The sequence below is a fragment of the Herbaspirillum sp. BH-1 genome (assembly GCF_002870055.1).
Taxonomy (GTDB): Bacteria; Pseudomonadota; Gammaproteobacteria; order Burkholderiales; family Burkholderiaceae_D; genus Herbaspirillum; species Herbaspirillum frisingense.
In genome coordinates, this window is the sequence record NZ_PKOI01000003.1 from 155594 (window position 1) to 178369 (window position 22776).

The following is a 22776-nucleotide window of genomic DNA, read 5'->3' on the forward strand; positions in this document are numbered from 1 at the left end:
CTCCTGCCCGGGCGCCTAGCGCCGGGGTGCAGGAGTGGCGGCCCGCGTCGGCAGCAGCCAGACGATGGCCAGCGCCGCGTAGATCGCCGAGGCCATCAGCGGTGCCCACTGCGAGAGCAGGATCGCCAGGGCGTAGAGCAGGATGGAGGTATTGTTCTTGCGACCCTGCCCGAGGATGCGTGCGGCTTCCGGATGATTGCTTTCGGAGGCGCGCAGCGTGCGCTTGAGCACCAGGAAGGAAACCGAGCACATCAGCAAAATCAGCCCATAGGCCGCCACCGGCGCCATGTCGCGGTGATGGCCGGCGATCCAGGCGGTGGTGAAGGGCAGCAGCGAGAGCCAGAACAACAGATGCAGGTTGGCCCATAGCACCCGCAGATTGACGCGATCGGCGAGCTGGAACAGGTGGTGGTGGTTGGTCCAGTAGATACCCACGTACAGAAAGCTGAGGGCATAGCTCAGCAGTGCCGGGGCCAGTGCCAGCAGGGCGCTCGGCTCGGCTGAGGCGGGCGCGTGCAGTTCCAGGACCATGATGGTGAGGACGATGGCAAAGACGCCATCGCTGAAGGCTTCAAGCCGGGATTTGTTCACGGGGGCAGGGGGCTAGGGATGATCCCGCGCACCTTAGCACCCCGTCGCACAGGCCGACATTATCCCTTCGGATAGGGCGCTGCCGGGCTCAGCCTTGTGGCGCGATCTTGTCCCACAGGTCGGCGCCGTTGAAATCACGGATCACCGCGTGGGCACCGGCCGCGCGCAGCCGTGCCTCGTCCAGGCCGCCCAGCATGCCGAAGGTCCAGATGCCGGCACTGCTGGCGGCCTTGACACCCGAACTGGAATCCTCGAAAGCGACCGCCTGTGCCGCCGTGCCACCGAGTAACTGCAGCCCGGTCAGGTAGGGCAGGGGATCGGGTTTGGCGCGTTCCAGCTCGTCGCCGATGACCAGGGCATCGAAGCGGCCGGCCAGTCCGGTGGCCTTCAACATCAATTCGGCATTGGCCCGGGGGGCATTGGTGACGACGGCGCTACGCCCGCCGATACGGGCGATATGCTCCAGCAGACGCTCGATGCCGGGGGTAGGCGCGACGTGCTGGTCCAGCTGCGAGCGGAACAGGCTTTCCTTTTCTTCCGCCAGCGGGATGTATTGCTCAGCCGGCATGCCGGGGAAGAGGTGGCCGAAGATCATGGCGTTGGAGGCGCCCATGATGTGGGTCTTGTAGTAATCGACATCGATATGCCGGTCCCAGCGCGCCAGGATGGTGTTGAACGCGGCGTGATGCAGGGCGTCGCTGTCCATGAGCGTGCCGTCGAGATCGAACAGGAAAGTGGTGATGGCCATGATGGTCCGTGCAAGAGGGAGGCGGCCATTCTACCCAAGAGTGAGGGGGTGTGCGCTGCAGCGACCCTCATCGTCCCTTCGCGCATGCCTGCATGCGTTTTTCCAACTCTCCTACGATAGCTGCCGAAGTCCGCCGATGGCGCCTGCGCTAGCGCAGCCCTACAGTCTCTCCGTGGCAATGCCCCCGGCCCTGCGCTCCCGCAGGGGATCAATCCATCAAGAAACGCGAGGAGACTCATGACCACCTCAACCATCCACTCCCTTCCTGCGGCCAGCGTCGAGGCCGTCAACAACAACGGCTCAGGCGTCTCGTGGGGCGCCATCCTGGCGGGTGCCTTTGCGGCCGCCGCGCTGTCGTTCATCCTCGTGATGCTGGGCTTTGGCCTGGGCTTTTCGTCCATCTCGCCGTGGTCCGGCGAAGGGCTGTCGGCCAAGACCATCGGCTATTCCACGGCCGGCTGGCTGCTGTTCACCCAGATCGCGGCATCGGCCATCGGCGGTTTCCTGGCCGGGCGCCTGCGTGTGAAATGGGCCGGGCTGCATACCCGTGAAGTCTATTTCCGCGATACCGCGCACGGGCTGCTGGCCTGGGCCGTGGCTTCGCTGGCTACTGCTGCGCTGCTGGGCTCGGCCGTGGGCAGCGTCATCTCCGGTGGCGCCAAGACACTGGGTGCGGCCGGCGGTGCCTTGGGTACCGGGGCTGCTGCGGCCACCATGGCAGTGGGCCAGGACGGTGCGCGTCCGGCTGGCGGCGCTGGTGACATGGCCGATCGCTTCTCCGGTTACTTCATCGATTCGATGTTCCGTAGCGGTAATGCAGGTGCTGCATCCTCTGCAAACCAGCCCGCGGTGCCGGCCGCAACCGACGGTGCTGCTGCTGCGCCGGTGGCCCCCCTGGCGGCTCCTACGGCCGCTGATGGTCGCGATCTGACGCAGGCCCAGCGCATGGAAGTGGTGCGTGTGTTCGGCTATTCGCTGGCGAGCGGCAAGCTGGCCGATAACGACCGCCGTTACCTGGGCCAACTGGTGGCGCGCCATACCGGCGTATCCCAGGCCGATGGCGAAAAGCGTGTCACCGATACCTTCGCGGCCTACCAGGGCGCTATCGCGGATGCCGGCACCAAGGCCAAGGAAGCCGCCGATGCTGCCCGCAAGGCCGCTGCCTACGCCTCGCTGTGGATGTTCCTGGCCCTGCTGTGCGGTGCTTTCGTGGCCAGCCTGCTGGCGACCTATGGGGGCCGCCTGCGCGACCGCAACGAGCTCTACGCTGAGGCAGTGGTCCGTCGCGACGGCCGCCTGGGCGAACCCGAACTGCACTGAAACCTGACGACATCGACCTGAACCCCAACCTTGAGAGGAGACTGACATGGGCGCAATTCTGCTCTGGCTACTGGGTATCCCCATCCCCATCATCCTGCTGCTGATCCTGTTGTTCTGAGGACGCAGTAGAAGTAGACGCAATACACGCAGTAGATTCAACAAGGGCGGCCAGATGGCCGCCCTTGTTCATTGTATGGGTGACTATGGGTGACTGGACTTCCCGGGACCTCGCGTCAGAGATCCGTGTAATCGAAGGACTTGACGCCATCGAGCTTGAGAAAGCCCTGAACGATGCGATGGAATTCCTTCTCCGAGGTGTGCGAGAGCACGATGGACACTTCGTCGAATACGCCGCCGTCGGCTTCGCGCCTGACCACGAACTTGCTCGCCCGCGCTGCCGAGGCGCCCATCAGTTGGTGTAGATGGCCGATATTGAAAGTATCGGCCTGGACCAGGAAAGTAATGCCGCGCTTGTGCTTGTCGGCGAAATAGCGTCGCTCCAGGGGCTTCATCCCGGCCAGGATCAGCAGCACGATGGAGGTCCCGGCCACGGCGGCGACATACATTCCGCCACCGACGGCCAGGCCGATGGCGGCCACTGTCCAGAGGCTGGCGGCGGTGGTCAGGCCACGGATGATTTCTCCGCGCAGCAGGATCGACCCCGCGCCCAGGAAGCCGATGCCCGAGACCACCTGTGCCGCCATCCGCGATGGGTCAAGGACCACCTTGTCGGACTGCAGGATCCCGGAAAAACCATAGGCCGACACCAGCATGATGAGCGAAGAGCCGACACAGACCAGCATGTGGGTACGCAGGCCGGCTGCCCAGGAGAGGCGTTCACGTTCGATGCCGATCAGGCTGCCGAGAACGGCAGCTGCGGCCAGGCGGAGGATGACGTCCGTTGCGGGAAGCATGGATTCTCCTTCTGAAGGGATGGGAGGCAGCTTACGCAACGCTCAGCCTGGAAGGCATGGATGAGCTTGCGTAAGCCTGTGGAGCGATGTCTGATCGTTAAAAGTATATATTATTTATATTGTTTGATCTTTATCGCTGCCAATCGGGGATTCCATTACCGATAGGTGAGAGCCCTTGAGCCTGGCGTGCGAGCGGTGCCTTGGTCATTGATGCCAATGACGCCGCATGCACCGGACACGTCCTTGCAGCCTCAGTCTTCCTCGACCCAATCCACCACCGCGCCCAGCGAGCGCAGGTTTTCCACGAACTTGGGATGGGCGCGCCGGATCGGCAGGGCATTGCGGATTTCCGAGCGACCTTCGATGCTGGCCGCCACCATGAACAGCGCGATGGCCACCCGGATGATGTACGGACTTTCCACCGAGGCCGGCGTCAGCGGCAGGCCGCCGAAGGTGATCAGCCGATGCGGGTCGCCCAGGAAGACGTGGGCGCCGAACTTGGACAGTTCGCTGCTCCAGCCCATGGCGCCGTCATAGATCTTGTTCCAGAACATGGTGTTGCCATCGGCCTTGACTCCCAGCGCGATGAAGATCGGCAGCAGGTCCACCGGCAGGTAGGGCCAGGGCGCGGCCTCCACCTTGGTGAGGATGTTGCTGGTGAAAGGCTTGACGACTTTGAGCGGACCGTTCTGGCGGGTGTGCGACCAGCCGTTTTCGTGCACCACTTCCACGCCGAACTTGGCGAAGGTGCGATCGATCAGCGGGAACTGCTCCGGCGCGCTGTTGCGCACCCGCACCTGACCGCCGGTGATGGCGCCCATGGCCAGGAAGGTCGCGATCTCATGGAAATCCTCATCGAAGCGGAATTCGCCGCCCCCCAGTTTTTCACCGCCACGCACCGTCACGCGCGAGGTGCCGATACCCTCGATCTGCACGCCCATCATCGCCATGAACCGGCAGAACTCCTGCACGTGCGGCTCGGAGGCGGCATTGGTCAGCACCGACTCCCCGCCGGCCGAGGCCGCGCAGAGCACGAAGTTTTCAGTGGTGGTCACCGAGGCATAGTCCAGCCAGTGATGGTTGGCCTGCATGCGGCCGCTGGTGCGGATGATGAGCGAATCGGGACTGCTTTCCACCCGCGCGCCGAAACGCTGGAACACCTCCACGTGCGGATCGATTTCCCGCACGCCCAGGGTACAGCCCTTGACGTCGTTTTCCAGCCGCGCCACACCGAAGCGCGCCAGCAGGGGCGGTACCAGCATGATGGAGGAACGCATTTCTTCCGGCAGATGGTGAATTTTTGGGTCGAAGCAGGTATCGCGGTGATGCAGTTCCAGGATGCCGCTGGCATAGTCCACCGATACCTCGCTGCCCAGCACGCGGAAGATCTCCAGGATCTTCTTGACGTCGGTGATCTCGGGGATGCCGATCAGACGTAGTGGCTGGTCGGTCAGCAGGGTGGCGCAGAGGATGGGGAGGACGGCATTCTTGTTGGCGGAGGGGATGATGTCGCCGCGCAGCGGGCGGCCACCGTGTACGATGAGATTGGACATGAAGGTAAGTTGAATCGGGCTGACAAAATCGACCGGAGCGGGGCAATGCCTGGGTCCGGCCTGGAATGGACAGATTATGCGCCGGCCGGTTGCAGGCAGGGAAGCAAATTTGCGGCGGCGCGGCGTCTTGTCTTATTGTCACTAGAACGCATTTTTAAGCTTCACTTTATCGATGCAAAGCTGAACGTTGCTGCATCATCGGCCAAGTTTCCGTATCATGGCCGGTCTTGAATGAATGCTCCGACTGAGGTTTTCGACGATGTTTTGTACGCAGCAGCCCCGTTCCGACGATAGTTTCCCTTTGTTTCTGCAGATGTTGCGCCGCGCTGGCGTGTTGGCCAGGCTCCTGATGTGCAGCGTCCTGCTGCTGATGTTGACAGTCATTTCGGGCAAGGTGAGCGAGGCGCAGGCGGCCGGTTCCAGCGCCGGCAAGCACAGGCAGGCCGCGAGCGGCGCCAAGGGACGCAAGCGGGTAGTGCGCAAGAAGGCGGCCCCGGCCACTGCGCGTGCACCGGCGCGGCCCCGCCGACGTGGGCGGGCGGCTGCCGCTGGTGTGGCGGCCGGCGCTGTGACTGCAGCCACGGCGGGTGCTGCCGTCGCCGCCAACGCGTCGTCAAACGCAGCGGCGCTGCCGCCGGTCAATACCAAGCCCGAACTGCTCCCCCGTTGCGGCTTCACCGCCGCGTCGAAGCAGCACATCTTCTCGCGTGGGGTCTATGTGCTTGACGAGCAGACCAATACGCCACTCTTTGAACGCAATGCGGATACGGTGGCACCGATCGCTTCGGTCACCAAGCTGATGACGGCCATCGTCTGGCTGGACCAGAAGTCGCTGCCCATGAGCAACCGGCTGGAAGTCACCGAGGACGATCTCGATACCCTCAAGTTCACCCACTCGCGCCTGAACGTCGGCGCCAGCCTGTCGCGTGCAGACATGCTGCACATTGCTTTGATGTCTTCCGAGAACCGTGCTGCCGCGGCCATGAGCCGTGACTATCCGGGTGGCCGTCCGGCCTTCATCGCAGCCATGAATGCGCAGGCACAGGCGCTGGGCATGAAGCAGACCCGCTTCGAGAATGCCACCGGACTGTCGCCGGACAATGTCTCCACCCCGCGCGAGCTGGCCGAGCTGGTCAAGGCCGCCAACCGCTACCAGCTGATCCGCAACGATTCTCTGGACAAGCAGAAGATCATCAACATCGGCCGCGGCCAGCTGCAGTACATCAATTCCAATCGCCTGATCCGCTATGGCCAGGTCAATGCCACGGTGCAGAAGACCGGTTTCATCAACGAATCCGGCCACAACATGGTGCTGCGCCTGCTGGTGCATGACCGCCGCCCGGTGATCGTCACCATGCTGGGCAGCGGCAGCGCCGACGGTTCCCGCCTGGATGGCGTGCGCATCGCCAAGTGGCTCAACTGCTCGCTGAACTAACGGGCGTGCCACCCTGCACCGGGGACGGATCGGACTGTGCCATCTGGACCCGGTTGCGCCCCATGCGCTTGGCCTGGTAGAGCGCATGGTCGGCGGCCTTGATCACTTCCTCGATGCTGTGATGCACCTGCCGGTCCAGGCAGGCCGCATCTATGCTCACCGAGAGCCGGCCGAAGGGGCTGCGCTCATGCGGAATCTTCATCGCCTGCAGTGCCGACATGATGTTGCCGGCCACGTGCAGCGCGCCGGCGGCATCGGCCTCGTCAAGCAGGATCACGAATTCCTCCCCGCCATAGCGGCCGGGCTTGTCACACTGCCGCGCCACAGCGCCGGTGATGCAGCGTGCCACCGATACCAGCGCATAGTCGCCCGCCTTGTGGCCGTAGGTATCGTTGTATAGCTTGAAGAAATCGACATCGGCGAACAGGAGCGCAAAGCGCGCCGAGGTATTGCGCTGGCTCTTGTGCCAGGCATCCTGCAGGCACTCGTCCAGTGCGCGGCGATTGAGCAGGCCGGTCAGCTTGTCGGTGCGGGCCTGCTCTTCCAGTTGCCGGTCCAGTGTGCTGCGGCGGAAGAATTCTTCGCGTAACCGGCTGATCAGATAGGCGCAGGCAGCGCTGAAGGCAGCCGCAAGAAACAGCACGGCGTAGAGCATCCGGTCCCATTCGCGGAACAGTTCGGCGTGGGTTTGACCCACGAAGACCAGCCAGGGCGAATTGGGAATACGCACATAGGCATACAGGCGCTTGACGCCGTCCTGCTGGGATTGGGCGGTATAGCTGCCCTGTAGGCTCTCAGGCGCCGAGGCGGGCAGGGTCATGATGCGTCTGATATTGGGCGTGTAGCGCAAGCGGGAGCCGATGAAGGCCTCGTCGTAGGGCAGGCGCATGTAGGCCACGCCGTCCATGGCGTAGAGCGACATGACGGCATGTTTTTCCAGCGACAGGCTTTCGAACAGATGCCGGAAGTAGTCCAGGTACAGCACCATGAAGGCCACGCCGCCGAAGCCACCTTCGGCGTTGGTCAGCCGCCTGGAGAGCACGATGGCGTGCATCCGTCGTTCGAGGCGGATGCTCAGCGGTGGCGAGACATAGAGCCTCACGGTGGCATCGTCGCGATGCATGGCGAAGAAATTCCGCTGCGCGTAGTTGCCCGGCATGATCTCGGCCAGGATCGGGGAGCCGACCACCAGTTCGCCATCGCGGCCGACGATGCCCATGGCGGCGATGTAGGTGGCCTCCGCCTTTTCACCCAGCAGGAAGTCGCGTCGCTGCTGCTCCGGCATGAGCTGCAGGCTGGCATGCCGATGGCGCCAGACCAGGCTGTCCAGGTCCAGTGACAGCAATTCCATGTTGCGTGAAATCGAACGCTGGGCAATGCGCGCCACGTTGAGGGCATGCTCGATCGCGCTGCGCTCGGTCTGCCGATAGCTCTGGTAGAGCACCACGCCCGTGATGACAGTTGCCATCAGCGCGAGCGCACTGATGGTCAAGGTCATGTTGCGTTTGAGGCTTTTGATGTTCGTCTCCCCGTATCCCAGGTTGTTTGCCGCCATCGGGGGTGACCCCTGCGGCGCAATATCGCACCGGGCTTGACGGTTGGCAACGAAAAGGAATCGGGGGAAAACCTTATGACATCAGTCCATAAATCCTGGCCGAGGATTCGCCCCACAGGGCGTCCTGGTCGGTAGGAGAAAGGCGCTTGGCAGCCCATTCGCGCACCACGGCCACCACGCGCGCGTAGGAGGCGGCGAGCAGGCACACCGGCCAGTCGGAGCCGAACATGAGCCGCTGCGGACCGAACAGGTCCAGCGCGGTATCCAGACATTGCACGATATGTTCGAAGTCGCGTGTGCACAGGCCGCGCAGCCAGTCCGCCTCGGTCAGCAGGCCGGAAATCTTGCAGGCCACATGGGGCATGGCGGTCAGCTCGCGCATCTCCTGGCGCCAGCGTTCGAAGGCGGCCCGGCCCTTGCGGAATTCCTTGAGGGCCGGCTTGCCGAGATGGTTCAGCACGATCCAGTGCTGGTCGTGATGGGCGCACAGCTGGCGCAACTGTGGCAGGTGGCGTTCATGGGCCAGCAGGTCCAGGACATAGTCGCGTTCCTGCAGCCAGCGCACTCCCTGGTTGAACTGTGGCAGGGCCAGCAGCAGTTCGGCGTCGTCGTCTTCCTGCATGGGATGGCGCAGCCCCAGCAGCTTGCTGCCACCCCAGTGCTCCATGCGCTCGGCCAGCATGGGCGAACCGATATCTTCCCAGCCGATGATGCCGGCGATGCGTTGGTCGCGTCGTGCCATCTCCAGCAGGAAAGCCGTCTCGTCGTGGCCGGGACGTGCCTGCACCGTAATCGACGCATGCAGGCCCTGCGCATCCAGCAGGGGCTGGAACTGGTAGGGCAGGCGGTCTTGCGCCAGCAGGTCCATGCCGGTACCGATCCACGGATAATCCTCGCAGCGGTAGCGCCAGAAATGCTGGTGCGCGTCGATGCGCATCGGCCCCTTGAGCTTTCTCACCGGGGCCGGTGGCATGCGCAGTTCACGATGCAGGGTCAGCATGTCAGTGGTTGTGCCGGGGCATGGTCTGCGCCACACCCTGGTACTTCAAGGCCAGTTCCATGCAGGCACCGGTTTCCAGTTGACCCACCGTGCTGCGGTAGATTTCCTGCCAGGGCGTCTGGCTGGGTGGCACGGGCGGAATACCCTCGCTCTTGCGGCGGGCCAGTTCTTCTTCGCTGATGAGCATATTGCACTCCCCGGTGTTGAGGTCGATGCGCACGCGGTCGCCGTCGCGCAGCCAGGCCAGACCACCACCGACCGCGCTCTCGGGCGAGGCGTTGAGGATGGAGGGACTGTCGGAGGTACCCGACTGGCGGCCATCGCCCAGCGTGGGCAGGGTAGAGACGCCGCGCTTGATCAGTGCATCGGGCGGTTGCATGTTGACCACCTCGGCCGAACCCGGCCAGCCCACCGGACCGGCGCCACGGATGGCCAGCAGGGTGTTGTCGTCGATGTTGAGTGCCGGATCGTTGATACGGGCGTGGTAGTCGTCCGAACCATCGAAGACCACGGCGCGGCATTCGAAGATGTTTTCCTGGCCGGGCGTGCTGAGGTAGCGCTGGCGGAAGGTCTCCGAGATGACACTGGTCTTCATGATGGCGAAGTCGAACAGGTTGCCCTTCAAGACCAGGAAGCCGGCCCGCTCACGCAGCGGCGCGCTGAAGGGGTAGATCACTTCACGGTCGTTCGACTGGCGGCCCTGCAGGTTCTCGGCCATGCTCTTGCCGGTGGCGGTGATGCGGTCGGCGCGCAGCTTGCCGGCCTGCTGCAGCTCCCACATGATGGCCGGCACGCCGCCGGCACGATGGAAGCGCTCGCCCAGGTACTTGCCGGCCGGCTGCATGTTCAGCAGCAGCGGTACGTCATAGCCGAACTTCATCCAGTCTTCCGACTGCAGATCCACGCCGGCATGGCGCGCCATGGCCATGATGTGCGGCTGGGCGTTGGTGGAGCCGCCGATGGCGGCATTGACCACGATGGCGTCGAGGAAGGCTTCGCGGGTCAGGATGGCCGAAGGGCGCAGGTCTTCGTAGGCCATGCCGACGATGCGGCGTCCTGTTTCATAGGCCATCTGGCCGCGCTCGCGATAGGGGGCGGGAATGGCCGAGCAGCCGGTCAGCGACATGCCCAGCGCCTCGGCCATGGCGTTCATGGTGGAGGCCGTGCCCATGGTGTTGCAGTGGCCGGAGGAGGGCGCCGAAGCGGCAGCGATCTCCAGGAATTTCTCATTGTCGATGGCGCCGGCCGAGAGTTGCTTGCGGCCCTTCCAGATGGCCGCGCCCGAGCCGACCAGCTCACCATCGAGCCAGCCATCCAGCATCGGGCCGCCGGACAGCACGATGGCCGGGATGTCCACCGTGGCCGCGGCCATGATCTGCGACGGTGTGGTCTTGTCGCAGCCGGTGGTCAGTACCACGGCATCGATGGGATAGCCGTGCAGGATTTCCACCAGGCCCAGGTAGGCCAGGTTGCGGTCGATGGCAGCGGTGGGGCGGCGGCAGTTCTCGAAGATGGGGTGCAGCGGGAATTCCATGGGAATGCCGCCGGCATCGCGGATGCCATCGCGCACCCGCTTGGCCAGTTCCAGGTGGATGCGGTTGCAGGGGCTGATGTCGCTGCCGCTCTGGGCGATGCCGATGATGGGGCGCCCCGAGCGCAGTTCCTCGGCGGTGATGCCGTAGTTCATGAAGCGCTCCAGATAGAGCGCGGTCATGTCGATGTGGTCGGGATTGTCGAACCAGTCCTGGGAGCGGAAGCGACGGGGTGTGGCAGATGGCTTGTTCATGGATTCCTCTTGGCCCGTGGGCGATTGGGGGGGTTACGCGCCCAGCCAGCCCGCATCGACGTAGTATTCGCGGCCGCTGCACTTGGCTGCGCTGTCGGAGGACAGGAACAGCGCCAGTGCAGCGACATCATGCGGATCGACGCGGGTGGGCAGGCATTGCGCAGCCAGGATTTTCGCCTCTTCTTCGGGGGTGTGCCACAACAGTGTCTGACGCGGGGTGCGGATGGCACCGGGGATGATGGCGTTGACCCGGACGCCATCACGCCCGAAATCACGCGCCATGCCGTGCGTCATGCCCTCGATACCGGCCTTGGCGGTCATGTACAGGGTCAGGTCGGGCAGGCCCAGATGCCAGGAAATGGAGCCGAAATTGAGGATCACGCCCGATTGCTGCGCGCGCATGCCCGGCAACACTGCCTGGGCGCAGAAGAACTGATGGCGCAAGTTGACGGCGATGCGCTCATCCCAGTAGGCCGGGGTGACCTCGGTGGTCTTGTGGCGATCATCGTTGGCGGCGTTGTTGATGAGGATGTCCACGGTACCGGCCGCGGTGATGACCTCGGCGAAGGTGGCGCGCAGGGCCTCCAGGTCCATCAGGTTGCAGCGGAAGAAGCGCGGCGCTACAGGTGCCTGCTGCAAGGAGGCCACCAGCGCCTCGGAAGGTTCGCTGGCGATATCCAGGAAGAACACCTGCGCACCCTGGGCGGCGAAGGCTTCCACCAGCGCCGCGCCGATGCCGCTGCCGCCGCCGGTGATGACGACCCGCTTGCCGGCGAGGCTGCGGTAGAGCGCGTGTTCGAAAGTGGGGGCGGTGGCTGCGGTCATGCTTGATAACTCCAGTAGGTAGGACGGGCCGCTGATGCGGCGCGTAAAAAATTTAGTCTGATTCAGTCTGAATATCCGAAAGGCTGCATCGCTCCATCTCTTCCCGCTCGGACTGAGTAGGCCCGCGGGGGCCGTATCGAAGGCGCTGGGAACGCTGCGCTCCTTCCTCAAGCCAGGGAGCGCCTTCGATACGCGGCTGCGCCGCTACTCGGTCCGAAAGGTAGTCGGAGTGTGCTGCCGTCTTTTTTTGCCTTCGTTGATCAGCGGCCCGAACGGGTGCTCACGTCCACCCACACGGCCAGCACCAGGATGCTGCCCTTGACGATCATCTGCCAGTAGGTGCCCACGTCCAGCATGGACATGCCGTTGTCCAGGCTGGCCATCACCAGTGCACCGATCAGGGCGCCATAGATGGTGCCGGAGCCGCCGCGCATGGAGGTGCCGCCAATGAAGCAGGCGGCGATGGCGTCCAGCTCGCCCATGTTGCCGGCCGAGGGCGAACCGGCAGCCAGGCGGGCGGTATTGACCAGGCCGGCCAGCGCGCACATCACCCCCATGATGCCGAACACCCACAGCTTGACGGCCTGCACGTTCACGCCCGACAGACGGGTGGCTTCCATATTGCTGCCCACCGAATAGATGCGGCGGCCGAACACGGTCTGCGTGCTCACATAGCTGAACAGGCCCAGCAGCGCCAGCAACAGCAGCACCGGCACCGGGATGCCGTCATAGCTGTTGAGCGTTCGCACGAAGGCCAGCAGCACGGCACCGATGACCACCACCTTCAGGCCGTCGCGCCACAGTGCCGTCAGCGGCAGGCCATGACGGCTGCGGTTGACCCGGCTCATCCAGGTCAGCGCCAGCGCCAGCACGAACAGCGCCACACCCAGCGCCACACCCATCTGCGGCGGCAGGTAGCCCTGGCCGAGGTAGACCATGTTGTCCGAGACCGGGGCGATGGTCAGGCCACCGGTGATGCCCAGCAGGATGCCGCGGAAGGCCAGCATGCCGCCCAGGCCGACGATGAAGGAGGGGATGCCCAGGTAGGCCGTCAGGTAGCCGTTCAGCAGCCCCAGCGCCAGGCCGAAGCCCAGCGCCAGTACCAGGTTCAGCGCCAGCGGCAGGTGGTGGCTCACGTCCAGCAGCGCCGCCAGGCCGCCCAGCAGGCCCAGCAGCGAGCCTACCGAGAGATCGATCTCGCCGGCGATGATCACCAGCACCATGCCGCAGGCAAGGATGCCGGTCACCGACATCTGGCGCAGCAGGTTGGACAGGTTGCGCGGCGTCAGGAAGCCACCCTCGGTCATGAAGCTGAAGAAGCCCCAGATGATGGCGATGGCGATCAGCAGCGCAATGATCTTGTAGCGCCGGAATACCTGCTTGAGGTCGGCCATGTTGGCCAGATTGCTTGAAGTCATACCGAATTCACCTTGTGATTTTTATCCTGCCGCCGCAGAGCGCGCGGGCGCCTGCGCTACGGGTTGGTTGATCGCCGCGGCCAGCACGGTTTCCTGGCTCAGCTTGTCGTTGACGAAGTCGCCACGCAGGCGGCCTTCGCCGATCACCAGTACGCGGTCCGACACGCCCAGCACCTCCGCCAGTTCGGAGGAGACCATGATGATGGCCAGGCCCAGCTTGGCCAGTTCCGAGATGAGGCGGTAGATCTCGGCCTTGGCGCCGACATCCACGCCGCGGGTCGGCTCGTCCAGGATCAATACCTTGGGCTGGGCCAGCAGCATCTTGGAAAGCACCGCCTTCTGCTGATTGCCGCCCGAGAGGCTGGTAATGGGCAGGAAGGGCGTGGCCGTCTTGACCCGCATGCGGCTGATTTCGTCCTGGATGGTCTTCAGTTCGGCGCTGCCGTCGATGCGGCTGCCACGGGAGAAGCGCTTGAGCACCGTCAGGGTGATGTTCTGGCCGACATCGAGGTCGGGCACGATGCCGTGGTGCTTGCGGTCTTCCGGCACCATGCACAGGCCGCGCCGGATCGACTTGAGCGGCGAACCGGTATCGGCCAGCTTGCCTTCCAGCAGTACCTGGCCTTCGTGACGGCCGCGATAGGCGCCGAAGATGGCCGACACCAGTTCCGTGCGGCCGGCGCCCACCAGGCCGGCAATGCCCAGGATTTCGCCACGGCGCACGGAGAACGACACATCGTCCACACGCTTGCGGCGCGGGTTGTCGATGTCGTAGCAGGTGATGTGGCGCGCCTCCAGCACCACTTCGCCGATGGAGTGATTACGTTCGGGATACATGGCCGTGATTTCGCGACCGACCATCTGGGTGATGATCTTGTCCACGTCCATTTCCTGCATGGGCGTGGTGGCGATGTGTTTGCCATCGCGGATCACCGAGATGGTGTCGCAGATCTCGGCCACCTCGTCCAGCTTGTGCGAGATGTAGACGCAGGCCACGCCACGCGCCTTCAGGTCCTTGATGATCTTGAGCAGCACCGCGATCTCGGAGGCGGTCAGCGAGGACGAGGGTTCGTCCAGGATCAGCAGCCGCGCATCCTTGTTGAGTGCCTTGGCGATCTCCACCAGCTGCTGGTGGCCGCCGCCGTATTGCGAGACCGGCAGGGCCACATTGATGTCGGGCATGTTCAGCTCGCGCATGAGCTCTTCGGCGCGGCGATACATGGCGGGGTAGTTCATACGACCACCCGGCAGGGTGATCTCGTGGCCCATGAAGATGTTTTCGGCCACCGACAGTTCCGGCACCAGCATCAGTTCCTGGTGGATGATGACGATGCCGGCCGCTTCGGTATCGCGCACCGAGTGCGCCTGCAGCGGCCTGCCGTCCCACAGGATTTCGCCGTCCCAGGTGCCGTGGGGGTAGACGCCGGAGAGAATCTTCATCAGCGTCGACTTGCCTGCGCCGTTCTCGCCGCACAGGCCCACGCATTCGCCGGGCCGGATCTTGATGTCGATGCCGTCGAGTGCGCGCACACCGCCAAAGCTCTTGACGATGCCTTTCATTTCTAACAGATACTCGGACATGCCTGTTCTTTCCAAGAAGCCTCTGGAATCCCTACCGGCGAGTGTCCGGCCGGTAGGGACGGCGTTGCCGGCTACCGCGGGGGCAGCCGGCATGCCTCATGCATTACGCCTCATGCAGGCATCAACGGCCGTCGATCTGGGCCTGGGTGTAGAAGCCGTCGTCGACCAGCACCTTGACGTTCTCCTTGGTCAGCAGGATGGGCTTCAACAGCAGGCTGTCGACCTTCTTGAAGCCGTTGTCATACTGGGCGTTGTAGGTCGGCTTTTCGTTGCGCGCCAGTTGTACGGACAGGTTGGCGGCCTCGGTGGCGATCTGCTTCAGGGGCTTGTAGACGGTCATGGTCTGGGTACCGGCCACGACACGCTTGACGGCGGCCAGGTCGGCATCCTGGCCCGAGACCGGCACCTTGCCTGCCAGCTTCTGCGCGGCCAGAGCCTGGATCGCGCCACCGGCGGTACCGTCATTGGAAGCGACGATGGCGTCGATCTTGTTGTTGTTGGCGGTCAGCGCATTCTCGACGATGGACAGCGCCTCGGTCGGGTTCCATTCCTTGACCCATTGCTGGCCGACGATCTTGATGTCGCCCTTGTCGATGTAGGGCTTGAGGGCCTTCATCTGGCCTTCGCGGAACATCTTGGCGTTGTTGTCGGTGGGCGAGCCGCCCAGCAGGAAGAAGTTGCCCTTGTTCTTGACCTTCAGGATGCCCTCGGCCTGCATTTCACCGACCTTCTCGTTGTCGAAGGAGATGTAGGCATCCACGTCGGCGTTGAGGATCAGGCGGTCATAGGACAGCACCTTGATGCCGGCCTTCTTGGCTTCCTTGATGGTGTTGGTCAGCACGGTGGCATTGAAGGGCACGATCACGATCACGTCCACGCCACGCGAGATCAGGTTCTCGATCTGGGAAATCTGGCGCTGTTCGCTGGCATCGGCCGATTGCACGAACACCTTGGCACCCAGCTTCTCGGCAGCGGCGGTGAAGAAATCGCGGTCACGCGCCCAGCGCTCCACGCGCAGGTCATCGATGGAAAAGCCGATCTTGGGATTCTTGGCATCGGCCATGGCGCTACCGGCCACCATGGACAGGGTGGTCACGGTCATCAGCGCCAATACGGTCTTCTTCAGCATTGCCTTCATAGTCCAGTCTCCGATTTGAATTAAATTTGATTATGATTTTTGAAGCGGCGCTGTCCGGTGGATGTGGAGGCCTGATCTGGTGCAAAAGCTTCCAAAGCCGCATGGGGCCGGGTAGGGCAGGGGACGAATGCGCCGCATGATGGTGCGAGGGGGATACTAGCCCCGGGCCAATCCCCTCTACAATTACGAAATTGACCAAACGGCTTAGTGATTCTTTTTGTTGCAGGAGCACATATCGGTCATTTCGACCACGGCTCGCTACAATTCGACACCAGAGCCCATCCAGACAAAAATGGCGCGCGCCAGCGACGCCACCCCAAGGAGACACAGCGTGGCAAAAGTACCCACGGTGCACAGGATTGCGTTGCTCTTCAATGGCAACAAGATATTCGACCGGGAAATCATTTCCGGCATCGGCGAATACATCAGCAGTACCCGCGCTTCCTGGGACCTCTACCTGGAAGAGGACTTCCGCTGCCGTCCGCAAGGCATAGAGCGTTGGGCCGGACACGGCATCATTGCCGACTTCGACGACCCGGTCACCACCGCCGCGCTGGAAGGGGTGCAACTGCCGGTGGTGGCCATTGGCGGCTCCTACGCCGACCCTTCCCAATATCCGGCCAACCGCCCTTATGTGGCGACTGACAATGTGAAGATGGTCAAGCTGGCCTACGACCACCTGATCGAGGCCGGCCTGCAGCATTTCGCCCTGTTCAGCCTGCCCGAGTCCGACTGCAACCGCTGGGCGCAGGAGCGCGAGCGCATCTTCACCGGCCTGACAGCCGCCGATGGCATTGAAGGGCATATCTACCGGGGCGTGGGCACCAGCGCGCAGTCCTGGGATACGGCCGTGGAACAGCAGATCGCCTGGGTGCGCAGCCTGCCCAAGCCGGTGGGCATCATCGCCGTCACCGATGCCCGTGCGCGCCAGCTGCTGCAGGCTTGCCTGTTTGCCGGCATCGCCGTGCCTGAACAGGTGGCGCTGATCGGTATCGACAACGATCCCCTGGCCCGCGTGCTGACGCGCATCCCGCTCAGTTCGGTGATCCAGGGCAGCGTTGAAATGGGCCGCACCGCTGCTCACCTGCTGCACCAGATGCTGCATGGAGCGCGCTTTCCGGACACCCGCATCATGGTGCCGCCGGTGGGCATCAATGTCCTGGCCTCCAGTCGCCACGAGGTACGCAATCACCCGCATGTGATGCAGGCGCTGCATTTCATCCGGCAATACGCCTGCCAGGGCATCAAGACCGATCAGGTGGCCGATTACGTGGGCATCTCACGGTCCTCGCTGGAATGGTATTTCCGGCGCGAACTGGGACGCAGCGTCCATGATGAAATCCTGCGCTTCAAGCTGGAAGCCGCCAAGCGCATGCTGGAGCAGGCCGGCAGCCATGCCGCCGAGATCGCCGTGAGCTGCGGCTTCACCACCGTGCAATACATGCATGCCGTCTTCAAGCGCGAACTGGGCTGTACGCCCAGGGAATACCAGGAACAATTCGTCGCCGGGCTGGAGCATTCCGCCGCTCCTGCACCACGGCAGAAAAAGAGAACCGCAGGGAACGCCCTCCTCACCTCCACAAAATGACCCATTTCACCCTTTCCCACACCACCGCCGCCGACGGCATCCAGCTCTATACCCTGCGCAACCATACCGGCATGCGCGTGACCATCAGCGACCTCGGCGCCACCATGGTCAACTGGTGGGCGCCCGACCGTTATGGCCGCGAGGCCGACATCCTGCTGGGCTTCGACCGGGTGGAGCAATACCAGCGCAACCCGGCCTATTTCGGGGCCATCGTCGGTCGCTGGGGCAACCGCATCGCCGGTGGCCGCTTCACCCTCGACGGCGTACCACGGCAAGTCGATTGCAACGAAGGCGAAAACCATCTGCATGGTGGCCGCGACGGTTTCCATGCCCAGCGCTGGCAGGTCCAGCCCGACCCGGAAGGTCTGCGCCTGATGCTGGTGTCGCCTGACGGCCAGGCGGGCTTTCCCGGCACGGTGATGGCATCGGTACTCTATCGCCTGGACGACGATGGCCAGTTGCGCATCGACTACACCGCCACCAGCAATGCCGCCACCCCCATCAACCTGACCTCGCACGCCTACTTCAATCTCAATGGCGGGGCCAGCGATATCCGCGACCACATCATCGCCATCGATGCCGACGCCTATCTGCAGGTCGATGCCAGCCTGATCCCCGAAGCACGCGCCGAGGTCGCCGGCAGTCCCTTCGACTTCCGCCAGCCGGCCCCCATCGGCCCGCGCCTGGACTGGCCCGATCCGCAGCTGAAACTGGCCGGTGGCTTCGATCATTGCTATTGCCTGCGCAGCGAGCACGAACCGGTGCCCGGCGAGAGCCGCGTGGCGCAGACACTGCGCGAGGTCGCCACCGTCTACGAACCGGGTTCGGGACGCGAATTGCGTGTCTCCACCACCGAAATCGGCCTGCAGTTCTACAGCGGCAATTTCCTCTCCGGCGTGCAGGGCAGGGGCGAGCAGCCATATGCCATCCATGACGGCTTCTGCCTGGAAGCGCAGTCCTACCCGGACCAAGTCAACACGCCCCTGAGTGAAGCGGTGATCCTCCGACCGGGCCAGGTCTATCGGCAGACCACGGTATATCGCCTGGGCGTGCGCGACTGAAAGATTGAAATTTTTGAATAAAGCAGTCCTACATCCGCGTTACTGCTGACTTGCCCTTCCTCTCTCTCTAGCCTCCTCCGATCGCGGTGCCGCTGAACGTGGCATCGCGTCCGCTCCCCCGTACGCATCCATTTGTTGTTTTGGTGCTTCAGGTAACTCATCTGGGTGAACCTGTTTGCGTCCATGACTTGCGTTGGGGCTTACAATCCAATAACCTAACGGTTAGGTTTATGAGAATCTGCAGCTACAAGGGTCTGGTGGTTTCAGTCTTCACCCGTGACGAGCACTGCCCGCCGCATGTCCATGTGGGTCACGGGCGTTGGGACGCGCGTTACCAGTTCAGTTTCTGGCATGACGGCGTGGCCTTGTGGGATGTGAGGCCCATGTGGTCTGCCCCCGGCATCGCGCTGCTGGAGGAGTTGAGGCAGGTGATCGAACAGCCGGACCATCTGCGGCGAGCCCGCCAGCGATGGTGGCAGAGCCGGGCTTCGGTCTGCCTCGATCACCAGCAGTGGGACCCGCGCCGGGAAGAAGTCGTCAGTCCCAGCGTTTTCCGGCGGCATGCCGTCGATATTGTGTGGGCGCGTTACGCACCTGAACGTGACAGCACCTTGATTCAACTCGCGGGGCAAGCCAGTCCCCTGGAGATACAGTAATGACCATCATCAAAGCGAAGAAACGCGACAATCCGCCCGTCACCGAAGAGCTGCTTGCACAAGCCCTGGCCCGCGGCAGCAAACGCGCTGGCGCCGCCCTGCAGGCTACGGAGGTGGATTATCTTCCCGCCTTCGCAGCCATCGCCATCGGTTTTGCCGACAAGACTGCCGTCCTGCTGCCCATCGACAACTACCCCGAGCTGGCCGAACTCAGTGCCGCCGAACTGGGGCGCATCGAGCTGGGGTACGCCGGCAGTGCCTTGTGCCTGGAAGAGCGCGACCTGCATGTCTCCATCGCCGGCCTGGTGGCCGCCAGCCCGCCCTTGATGAAACTGGCGTCGACGGTGGTCGCAACGCGCAACGGCAGCCGCAGCAGCGCGGCCAAGGTCCTGGCCGTGCGCGAAAACGGCAAGAAGGGCGGCCGGCCCCGCAAGTTGCCGCAGGACGTCTAGTCCCCTGCTGGCAATACCCTTGGTCAACGGGGCCTCCCACTGTCGTCACCACCGCCACCGCCACCGCCACCACCACCGCATATCCGTCCGCTCTGCGACGGAATTCATTAGTTCGTCTAATATCCCCATTAAGCCCAGGTCAGCTAATCGCCTCCCGCGTGATGCGTCATCATGCGGGAGCTAATGCTCATGCACGGGCTCGCCTTGCTGCGTCCGTTTGCTCCCCCAGGGTCGCGTCCCGCCCTGGTTTGCGTTCTCAACCCCGATGGCAGGAACCATGGAACTCCAGATAAACGACAAGACTTACCAGATCACTTCCGACGCCGATACACCCCTGCTCTGGGTGATCCGCGACGAACTGGGCATGACCGGTACCAAATACGGCTGCGGCCTGGCCCAGTGCGGGGCCTGCTCGGTCCTGGTCGATGGCGAGGTGCTGCGCTCCTGCGTCATGCCGGTGGGCGCCATGGCCGGCCGCAAGGTCAGCACCATCGAGGCGGTGAGCGCCGATCCGGTAGGCAAGCAGGTGGTCGACGCCTGGGTCAAGCACCAGGTCCCGCAGTGCGGCTACTGCCAGTCCGGCCAGGTGATGGCCGCAACCGCGCTGTTGAAGCAGGTCGCCCAGCCCAGCGACGAGCAGATCGCTGCCGCCATGGTCAACCTGTGCCGCTGCGGCACCTACAACGCCATCAAGGCCGCCATGCACGACCTCTCCGGCAGCAAGGGCGCTCCTGCGGCAGCGGCATCGACCCTGCCGGCAGCCCCCAGCGGCCCGGCCGGGGTCAACCAGACCACCGTCGCCGCCGCTGCCGTGGCGGGTATCGGTGCCGTGGCCGCCATACAGTGGAGCCGCACGCAGAAAGCCAAGGCAGGAAAGGAGCAGGCATGAACCCCTCGCACGATCTTCCCGCCCAGGACCTGCCAGCCGATGGCGAGCCGGTCAATGTCTCGCGCCGCCACTTTCTCCTGACCTCCGCCGGCACCGCTGCCGGCTCTCTGGTACTGGGCTTTGCGCTACCGGCCGGCAACGCCCGGGCCCAGGGCAGTGCGGCACCAGCGGCCGCCGGCACGCGGGTGCCGGCCTTCCTTGAGATCCGCCCCGACAACAGCATCCACCTGCAAAGCCCCTTCGTCGAAGGCGGCCAGGGCATCTTCACCGCCATGGCCCAGATCGTGGGCGAGGAGCTCGACGCCGATCCAGCCGGCTTCGTCGTGCACAACGCCCCCGCCAACGACCAGTACAAGGTCATGGACATCGGTATTCGCATCACCGGCGGCAGCATGTCGGTGCGTACCAGCTATCCCACCATGCGCCGCGTGGGCGCGCTGGCGCGCCATTTGCTGATGCAGGCGGCCGCTACGCAATGGAAGGTGCCGCTGGAGAGCCTGTCCACCGAGCCAGGCCGCGTGGTGCATGCCGCCAGTGGCCGCTCGCTGAGCTATGGCGAACTCGCCCCCAAGGCGCTGGACCTGCCCAATCCGCCGCTGGACACCATCAAGCTCAAGCAGGACAGCCAGTTCCGCTGGATCGGCAAGCCCCTGGCGCGCCTGGACGTGCTGGACAAGTCCACCGGTCGCGCCCTCTATGGCATCGATACCCAGGTGGAGAACATGCTCCAGGCCGCCGTACAGCACGCGCCGCGCCTGGGCCTGGAAGTGGGTGGCATCCGCAACGAGGCCGAGGTGCGCAAGATGAATGGCGTGCATTCGGTGCACCGCCTGCCCGGTGCGGTGGCCGTGGTGGCCGAGCGCTGGTGGAACGCCAAGCGCGCCGTCGAAGCCCTGCAGGTGGACTGGAGCGACCCTGGCCCGGCGCCGGACCGCCGCTATGTGCCGGCGGACTTTTCCACCGAACAGTTCGCCACGCAATTGGCCAGCTCCACCGCTGCCGTGGATGAGACCGAGAGCGAAGGCGATGTGAACAAGGCCATCGCCGGTGCCAAGACCGTGGTGCAGGCCAGCTACCGCAGCCAGTACCTGAATCACGCGCAACTGGAGCCGCCTTCGGCCACCGCCCGTTTCAATCCCGATGGCACGCTTGAAATGTGGATCCCCAACCAGGCGCCCGAGATGTTCCAGGGCGCCATCGCCAAGCAGACCGGCTTGCCACCGGAGAAGATCCAGATCCACTCGCCGCTGCTGGGCGGCTTCTTCGGCCGCCATTTCCTCTACGAGAGCGCCATGGTATTCCCGCAGGCGATCCAGCTGTCCAAGGCGGTCGGTCGTCCGGTCAAGGTGATCTGGAGCCGCGAGGAAGAATTCGCCCGCGACACCATGCGGCCCATGGCGGTCGTGCAGTTCCGCGCTGGCCTGGATGAAAAGGGCTTCCCCATCGCCATCGAAGCCATCAGCGCCACCGAAGGCCCCACCGAATCGATTGCCAACAAGCGCAACAAGATCGACCCGACCGCTCTCGAGGGCTTGGCCGGCAAGTCCTACCAGTTCGCTCACAAGCGCATCGGCCAGCGTTTCGTCAAGAATCCGCCGGTACTGGGCTACTGGCGTTCGGTGGGCAACTCGATGAATGACTTCTTCTACGAAGCCTTCCTCGACGAGATCGCCGACAAGGGCGGCCAGGACCCCTATGAAATGCGCCTGCGCCTGCTGCAGGGCAACGAGCGCCTGACCACGCTGCTGCGGGCGGCGGTCGATCTGTCGGGCGGCTGGAAGCGCGGCCCCTTCACCGCGCCCGACGGCACCCGTCGCGCCCGTGGCGTGGCCATGGCCAAGGCCTTCGGCACCGAGACTGCGGCCATCGCCGAAGTCTCCATCGAGAACGGCCAGGTCCGCGTGCACGACATCTGGGAAGCCATCGACCCCGGCCGCATCGTCAACCCGGCCATCGTCGAAGCCCAGGTCAACAGCGCCGTTTCACTGGGCCTGTCGCAGGTCTTGCTGGAAGAAGTGGTCTACAAGGAAGGGGCCAGGGTGGCGCGCAACTACGACCTCTATCCCATCCTGCCGCCCCAACGCATGGCCCGTGTGCATGTGAAGGTCATCGAGAGCGGCGCCAAGATGGGTGGCATCGGCGAGCCCCCATTGCCGGCCGTGCCACCCGCAGTGGCCAATGCGGTCGCACACCTGACCGGTCAGCGCATCCGCAGCATGCCGCTGTCCCATTACACCTTCAAGGCCTGATGGCGGACTGACGCATC

Annotated in this window: 19 protein-coding genes; 8 read left to right on the forward strand and 11 right to left on the reverse strand. The window is 64.1% G+C overall.

Annotated features, from left to right (window positions below):
* Positions 1-15: 15 nt before the first annotated feature.
* Both HBH1_RS05645 and HBH1_RS05650 read right to left on the reverse strand, forming a co-directional pair.
* The gene (locus HBH1_RS05645; protein ID WP_102661919.1) at positions 16-591 is read right to left on the reverse strand and encodes a TMEM175 family protein; all 576 of its coding nucleotides are present in this window, start codon (positions 589-591) and stop codon (positions 16-18) included.
* An 88-nt stretch (positions 592-679) separates the two neighbouring features.
* Entirely contained in the window at positions 680-1339 is a 660-nt protein-coding gene (locus tag HBH1_RS05650; protein ID WP_006463368.1) for an HAD family hydrolase, read from the reverse strand.
* A 237-nt stretch (positions 1340-1576) separates the two neighbouring features.
* Between HBH1_RS05650 and HBH1_RS05655 the strand changes: the two genes are divergently transcribed.
* Positions 1577-2659, forward strand: a complete 1083-nt coding sequence (locus HBH1_RS05655) for a hypothetical protein (protein WP_102661920.1) — start codon at positions 1577-1579, stop codon at positions 2657-2659.
* A gap of 233 nt (positions 2660-2892) precedes the next feature.
* Here HBH1_RS05655 and HBH1_RS05660 read toward each other — a convergent pair whose 3' ends face one another.
* Together HBH1_RS05660 and HBH1_RS05665 are read right to left on the reverse strand one after the other, a co-directional pair.
* Positions 2893-3573, reverse strand: a complete 681-nt coding sequence (locus HBH1_RS05660) for an MgtC/SapB family protein (RefSeq protein ID WP_102661921.1) — start codon at positions 3571-3573, stop codon at positions 2893-2895.
* Between the two features lie 251 nt (positions 3574-3824).
* On the reverse strand, positions 3825-5126 hold the full coding sequence (locus HBH1_RS05665; RefSeq protein WP_077235165.1) for a UDP-N-acetylglucosamine 1-carboxyvinyltransferase: 1302 nt from the start codon (positions 5124-5126) through the stop codon (positions 3825-3827).
* Between the two features lie 259 nt (positions 5127-5385).
* Here HBH1_RS05665 and HBH1_RS05670 point away from each other — a divergent pair, with 259 nt between their 5' ends.
* Positions 5386-6561: a serine hydrolase gene (locus tag HBH1_RS05670; RefSeq protein WP_102661922.1), complete on the forward strand. Its 1176-nt coding sequence runs from the start codon at positions 5386-5388 to the stop codon at positions 6559-6561.
* On the opposite strand, the gene HBH1_RS05675 is transcribed toward HBH1_RS05670, so the two are convergent.
* The 7 genes from HBH1_RS05675 to xylF all read right to left on the reverse strand — a co-directional run bounded on the left by HBH1_RS05675 (position 6542) and on the right by xylF (position 15864).
* Complete coding sequence (locus HBH1_RS05675; protein ID WP_102661923.1) at positions 6542-8059, reverse strand: sensor domain-containing diguanylate cyclase; 1518 nt, start codon at positions 8057-8059, stop codon at positions 6542-6544. The genes HBH1_RS05670 and HBH1_RS05675 overlap by 20 nt on opposite strands.
* 130 nt (positions 8060-8189) lie before the next feature.
* A complete protein-coding gene (locus tag HBH1_RS05680) occupies positions 8190-9116 on the reverse strand; it encodes an L-fucono-1,5-lactonase (protein ID WP_006464774.1) in 927 nt (308 codons plus the stop codon).
* 1 nt (position 9117) lies between these two features.
* A complete protein-coding gene (locus HBH1_RS05685; protein ID WP_006464775.1) occupies positions 9118-10902 on the reverse strand; it encodes an IlvD/Edd family dehydratase in 1785 nt (594 codons plus the stop codon).
* A 33-nt stretch (positions 10903-10935) separates the two neighbouring features.
* Entirely contained in the window at positions 10936-11727 is a 792-nt protein-coding gene (locus tag HBH1_RS05690) for an SDR family NAD(P)-dependent oxidoreductase (protein WP_102661924.1), read from the reverse strand.
* Positions 11728-11987: 260 nt separating this feature from the next.
* On the reverse strand, positions 11988-13145 hold the full coding sequence (locus HBH1_RS05695; protein WP_199181529.1) for a sugar ABC transporter permease: 1158 nt from the start codon (positions 13143-13145) through the stop codon (positions 11988-11990).
* Positions 13146-13166: 21 nt separating this feature from the next.
* A complete protein-coding gene (gene xylG, locus HBH1_RS05700; RefSeq protein WP_102661925.1) occupies positions 13167-14726 on the reverse strand; it encodes a D-xylose ABC transporter ATP-binding protein in 1560 nt (519 codons plus the stop codon).
* 121 nt (positions 14727-14847) lie between these two features.
* Positions 14848-15864, reverse strand: a complete 1017-nt coding sequence (xylF, locus tag HBH1_RS05705; RefSeq protein WP_006464779.1) for a D-xylose ABC transporter substrate-binding protein — start codon at positions 15862-15864, stop codon at positions 14848-14850.
* 292 nt (positions 15865-16156) lie between these two features.
* On the opposite strand from xylF, the gene HBH1_RS05710 reads away from it, so the two are divergent.
* The 6 genes from HBH1_RS05710 to HBH1_RS05735 all read left to right on the forward strand — a co-directional run bounded on the left by HBH1_RS05710 (position 16157) and on the right by HBH1_RS05735 (position 22759).
* Positions 16157-17452 (forward strand): XylR family transcriptional regulator, encoded by a 1296-nt coding sequence (locus tag HBH1_RS05710; RefSeq protein WP_166757953.1) that lies wholly within the window; start codon positions 16157-16159, stop codon positions 17450-17452.
* Positions 17449-18513, forward strand: a complete 1065-nt coding sequence (locus tag HBH1_RS05715; RefSeq protein ID WP_102661927.1) for an aldose epimerase family protein — start codon at positions 17449-17451, stop codon at positions 18511-18513. The genes HBH1_RS05710 and HBH1_RS05715 overlap by 4 nt, the downstream gene beginning before the upstream one ends.
* A 230-nt stretch (positions 18514-18743) precedes the next feature.
* A complete protein-coding gene (locus HBH1_RS05720) occupies positions 18744-19169 on the forward strand; it encodes a DUF4160 domain-containing protein (protein WP_102661928.1) in 426 nt (141 codons plus the stop codon).
* Positions 19169-19621 carry a DUF2442 domain-containing protein gene (locus tag HBH1_RS05725; RefSeq protein ID WP_102661929.1) on the forward strand — a complete coding sequence of 151 codons (453 nt, stop codon included), beginning with the start codon at positions 19169-19171 and terminating at the stop codon, positions 19619-19621. Before HBH1_RS05720 ends, HBH1_RS05725 begins: the two co-directional genes overlap by 1 nt.
* Before the next feature lie 277 nt (positions 19622-19898).
* Positions 19899-20510 (forward strand): (2Fe-2S)-binding protein, encoded by a 612-nt coding sequence (locus HBH1_RS05730; protein ID WP_102661930.1) that lies wholly within the window; start codon positions 19899-19901, stop codon positions 20508-20510.
* Positions 20507-22759, forward strand: a complete 2253-nt coding sequence (locus HBH1_RS05735; protein WP_102661931.1) for a xanthine dehydrogenase family protein molybdopterin-binding subunit — start codon at positions 20507-20509, stop codon at positions 22757-22759. Before HBH1_RS05730 ends, HBH1_RS05735 begins: the two co-directional genes overlap by 4 nt.
* Positions 22760-22776: the final 17 nt, after the last annotated feature.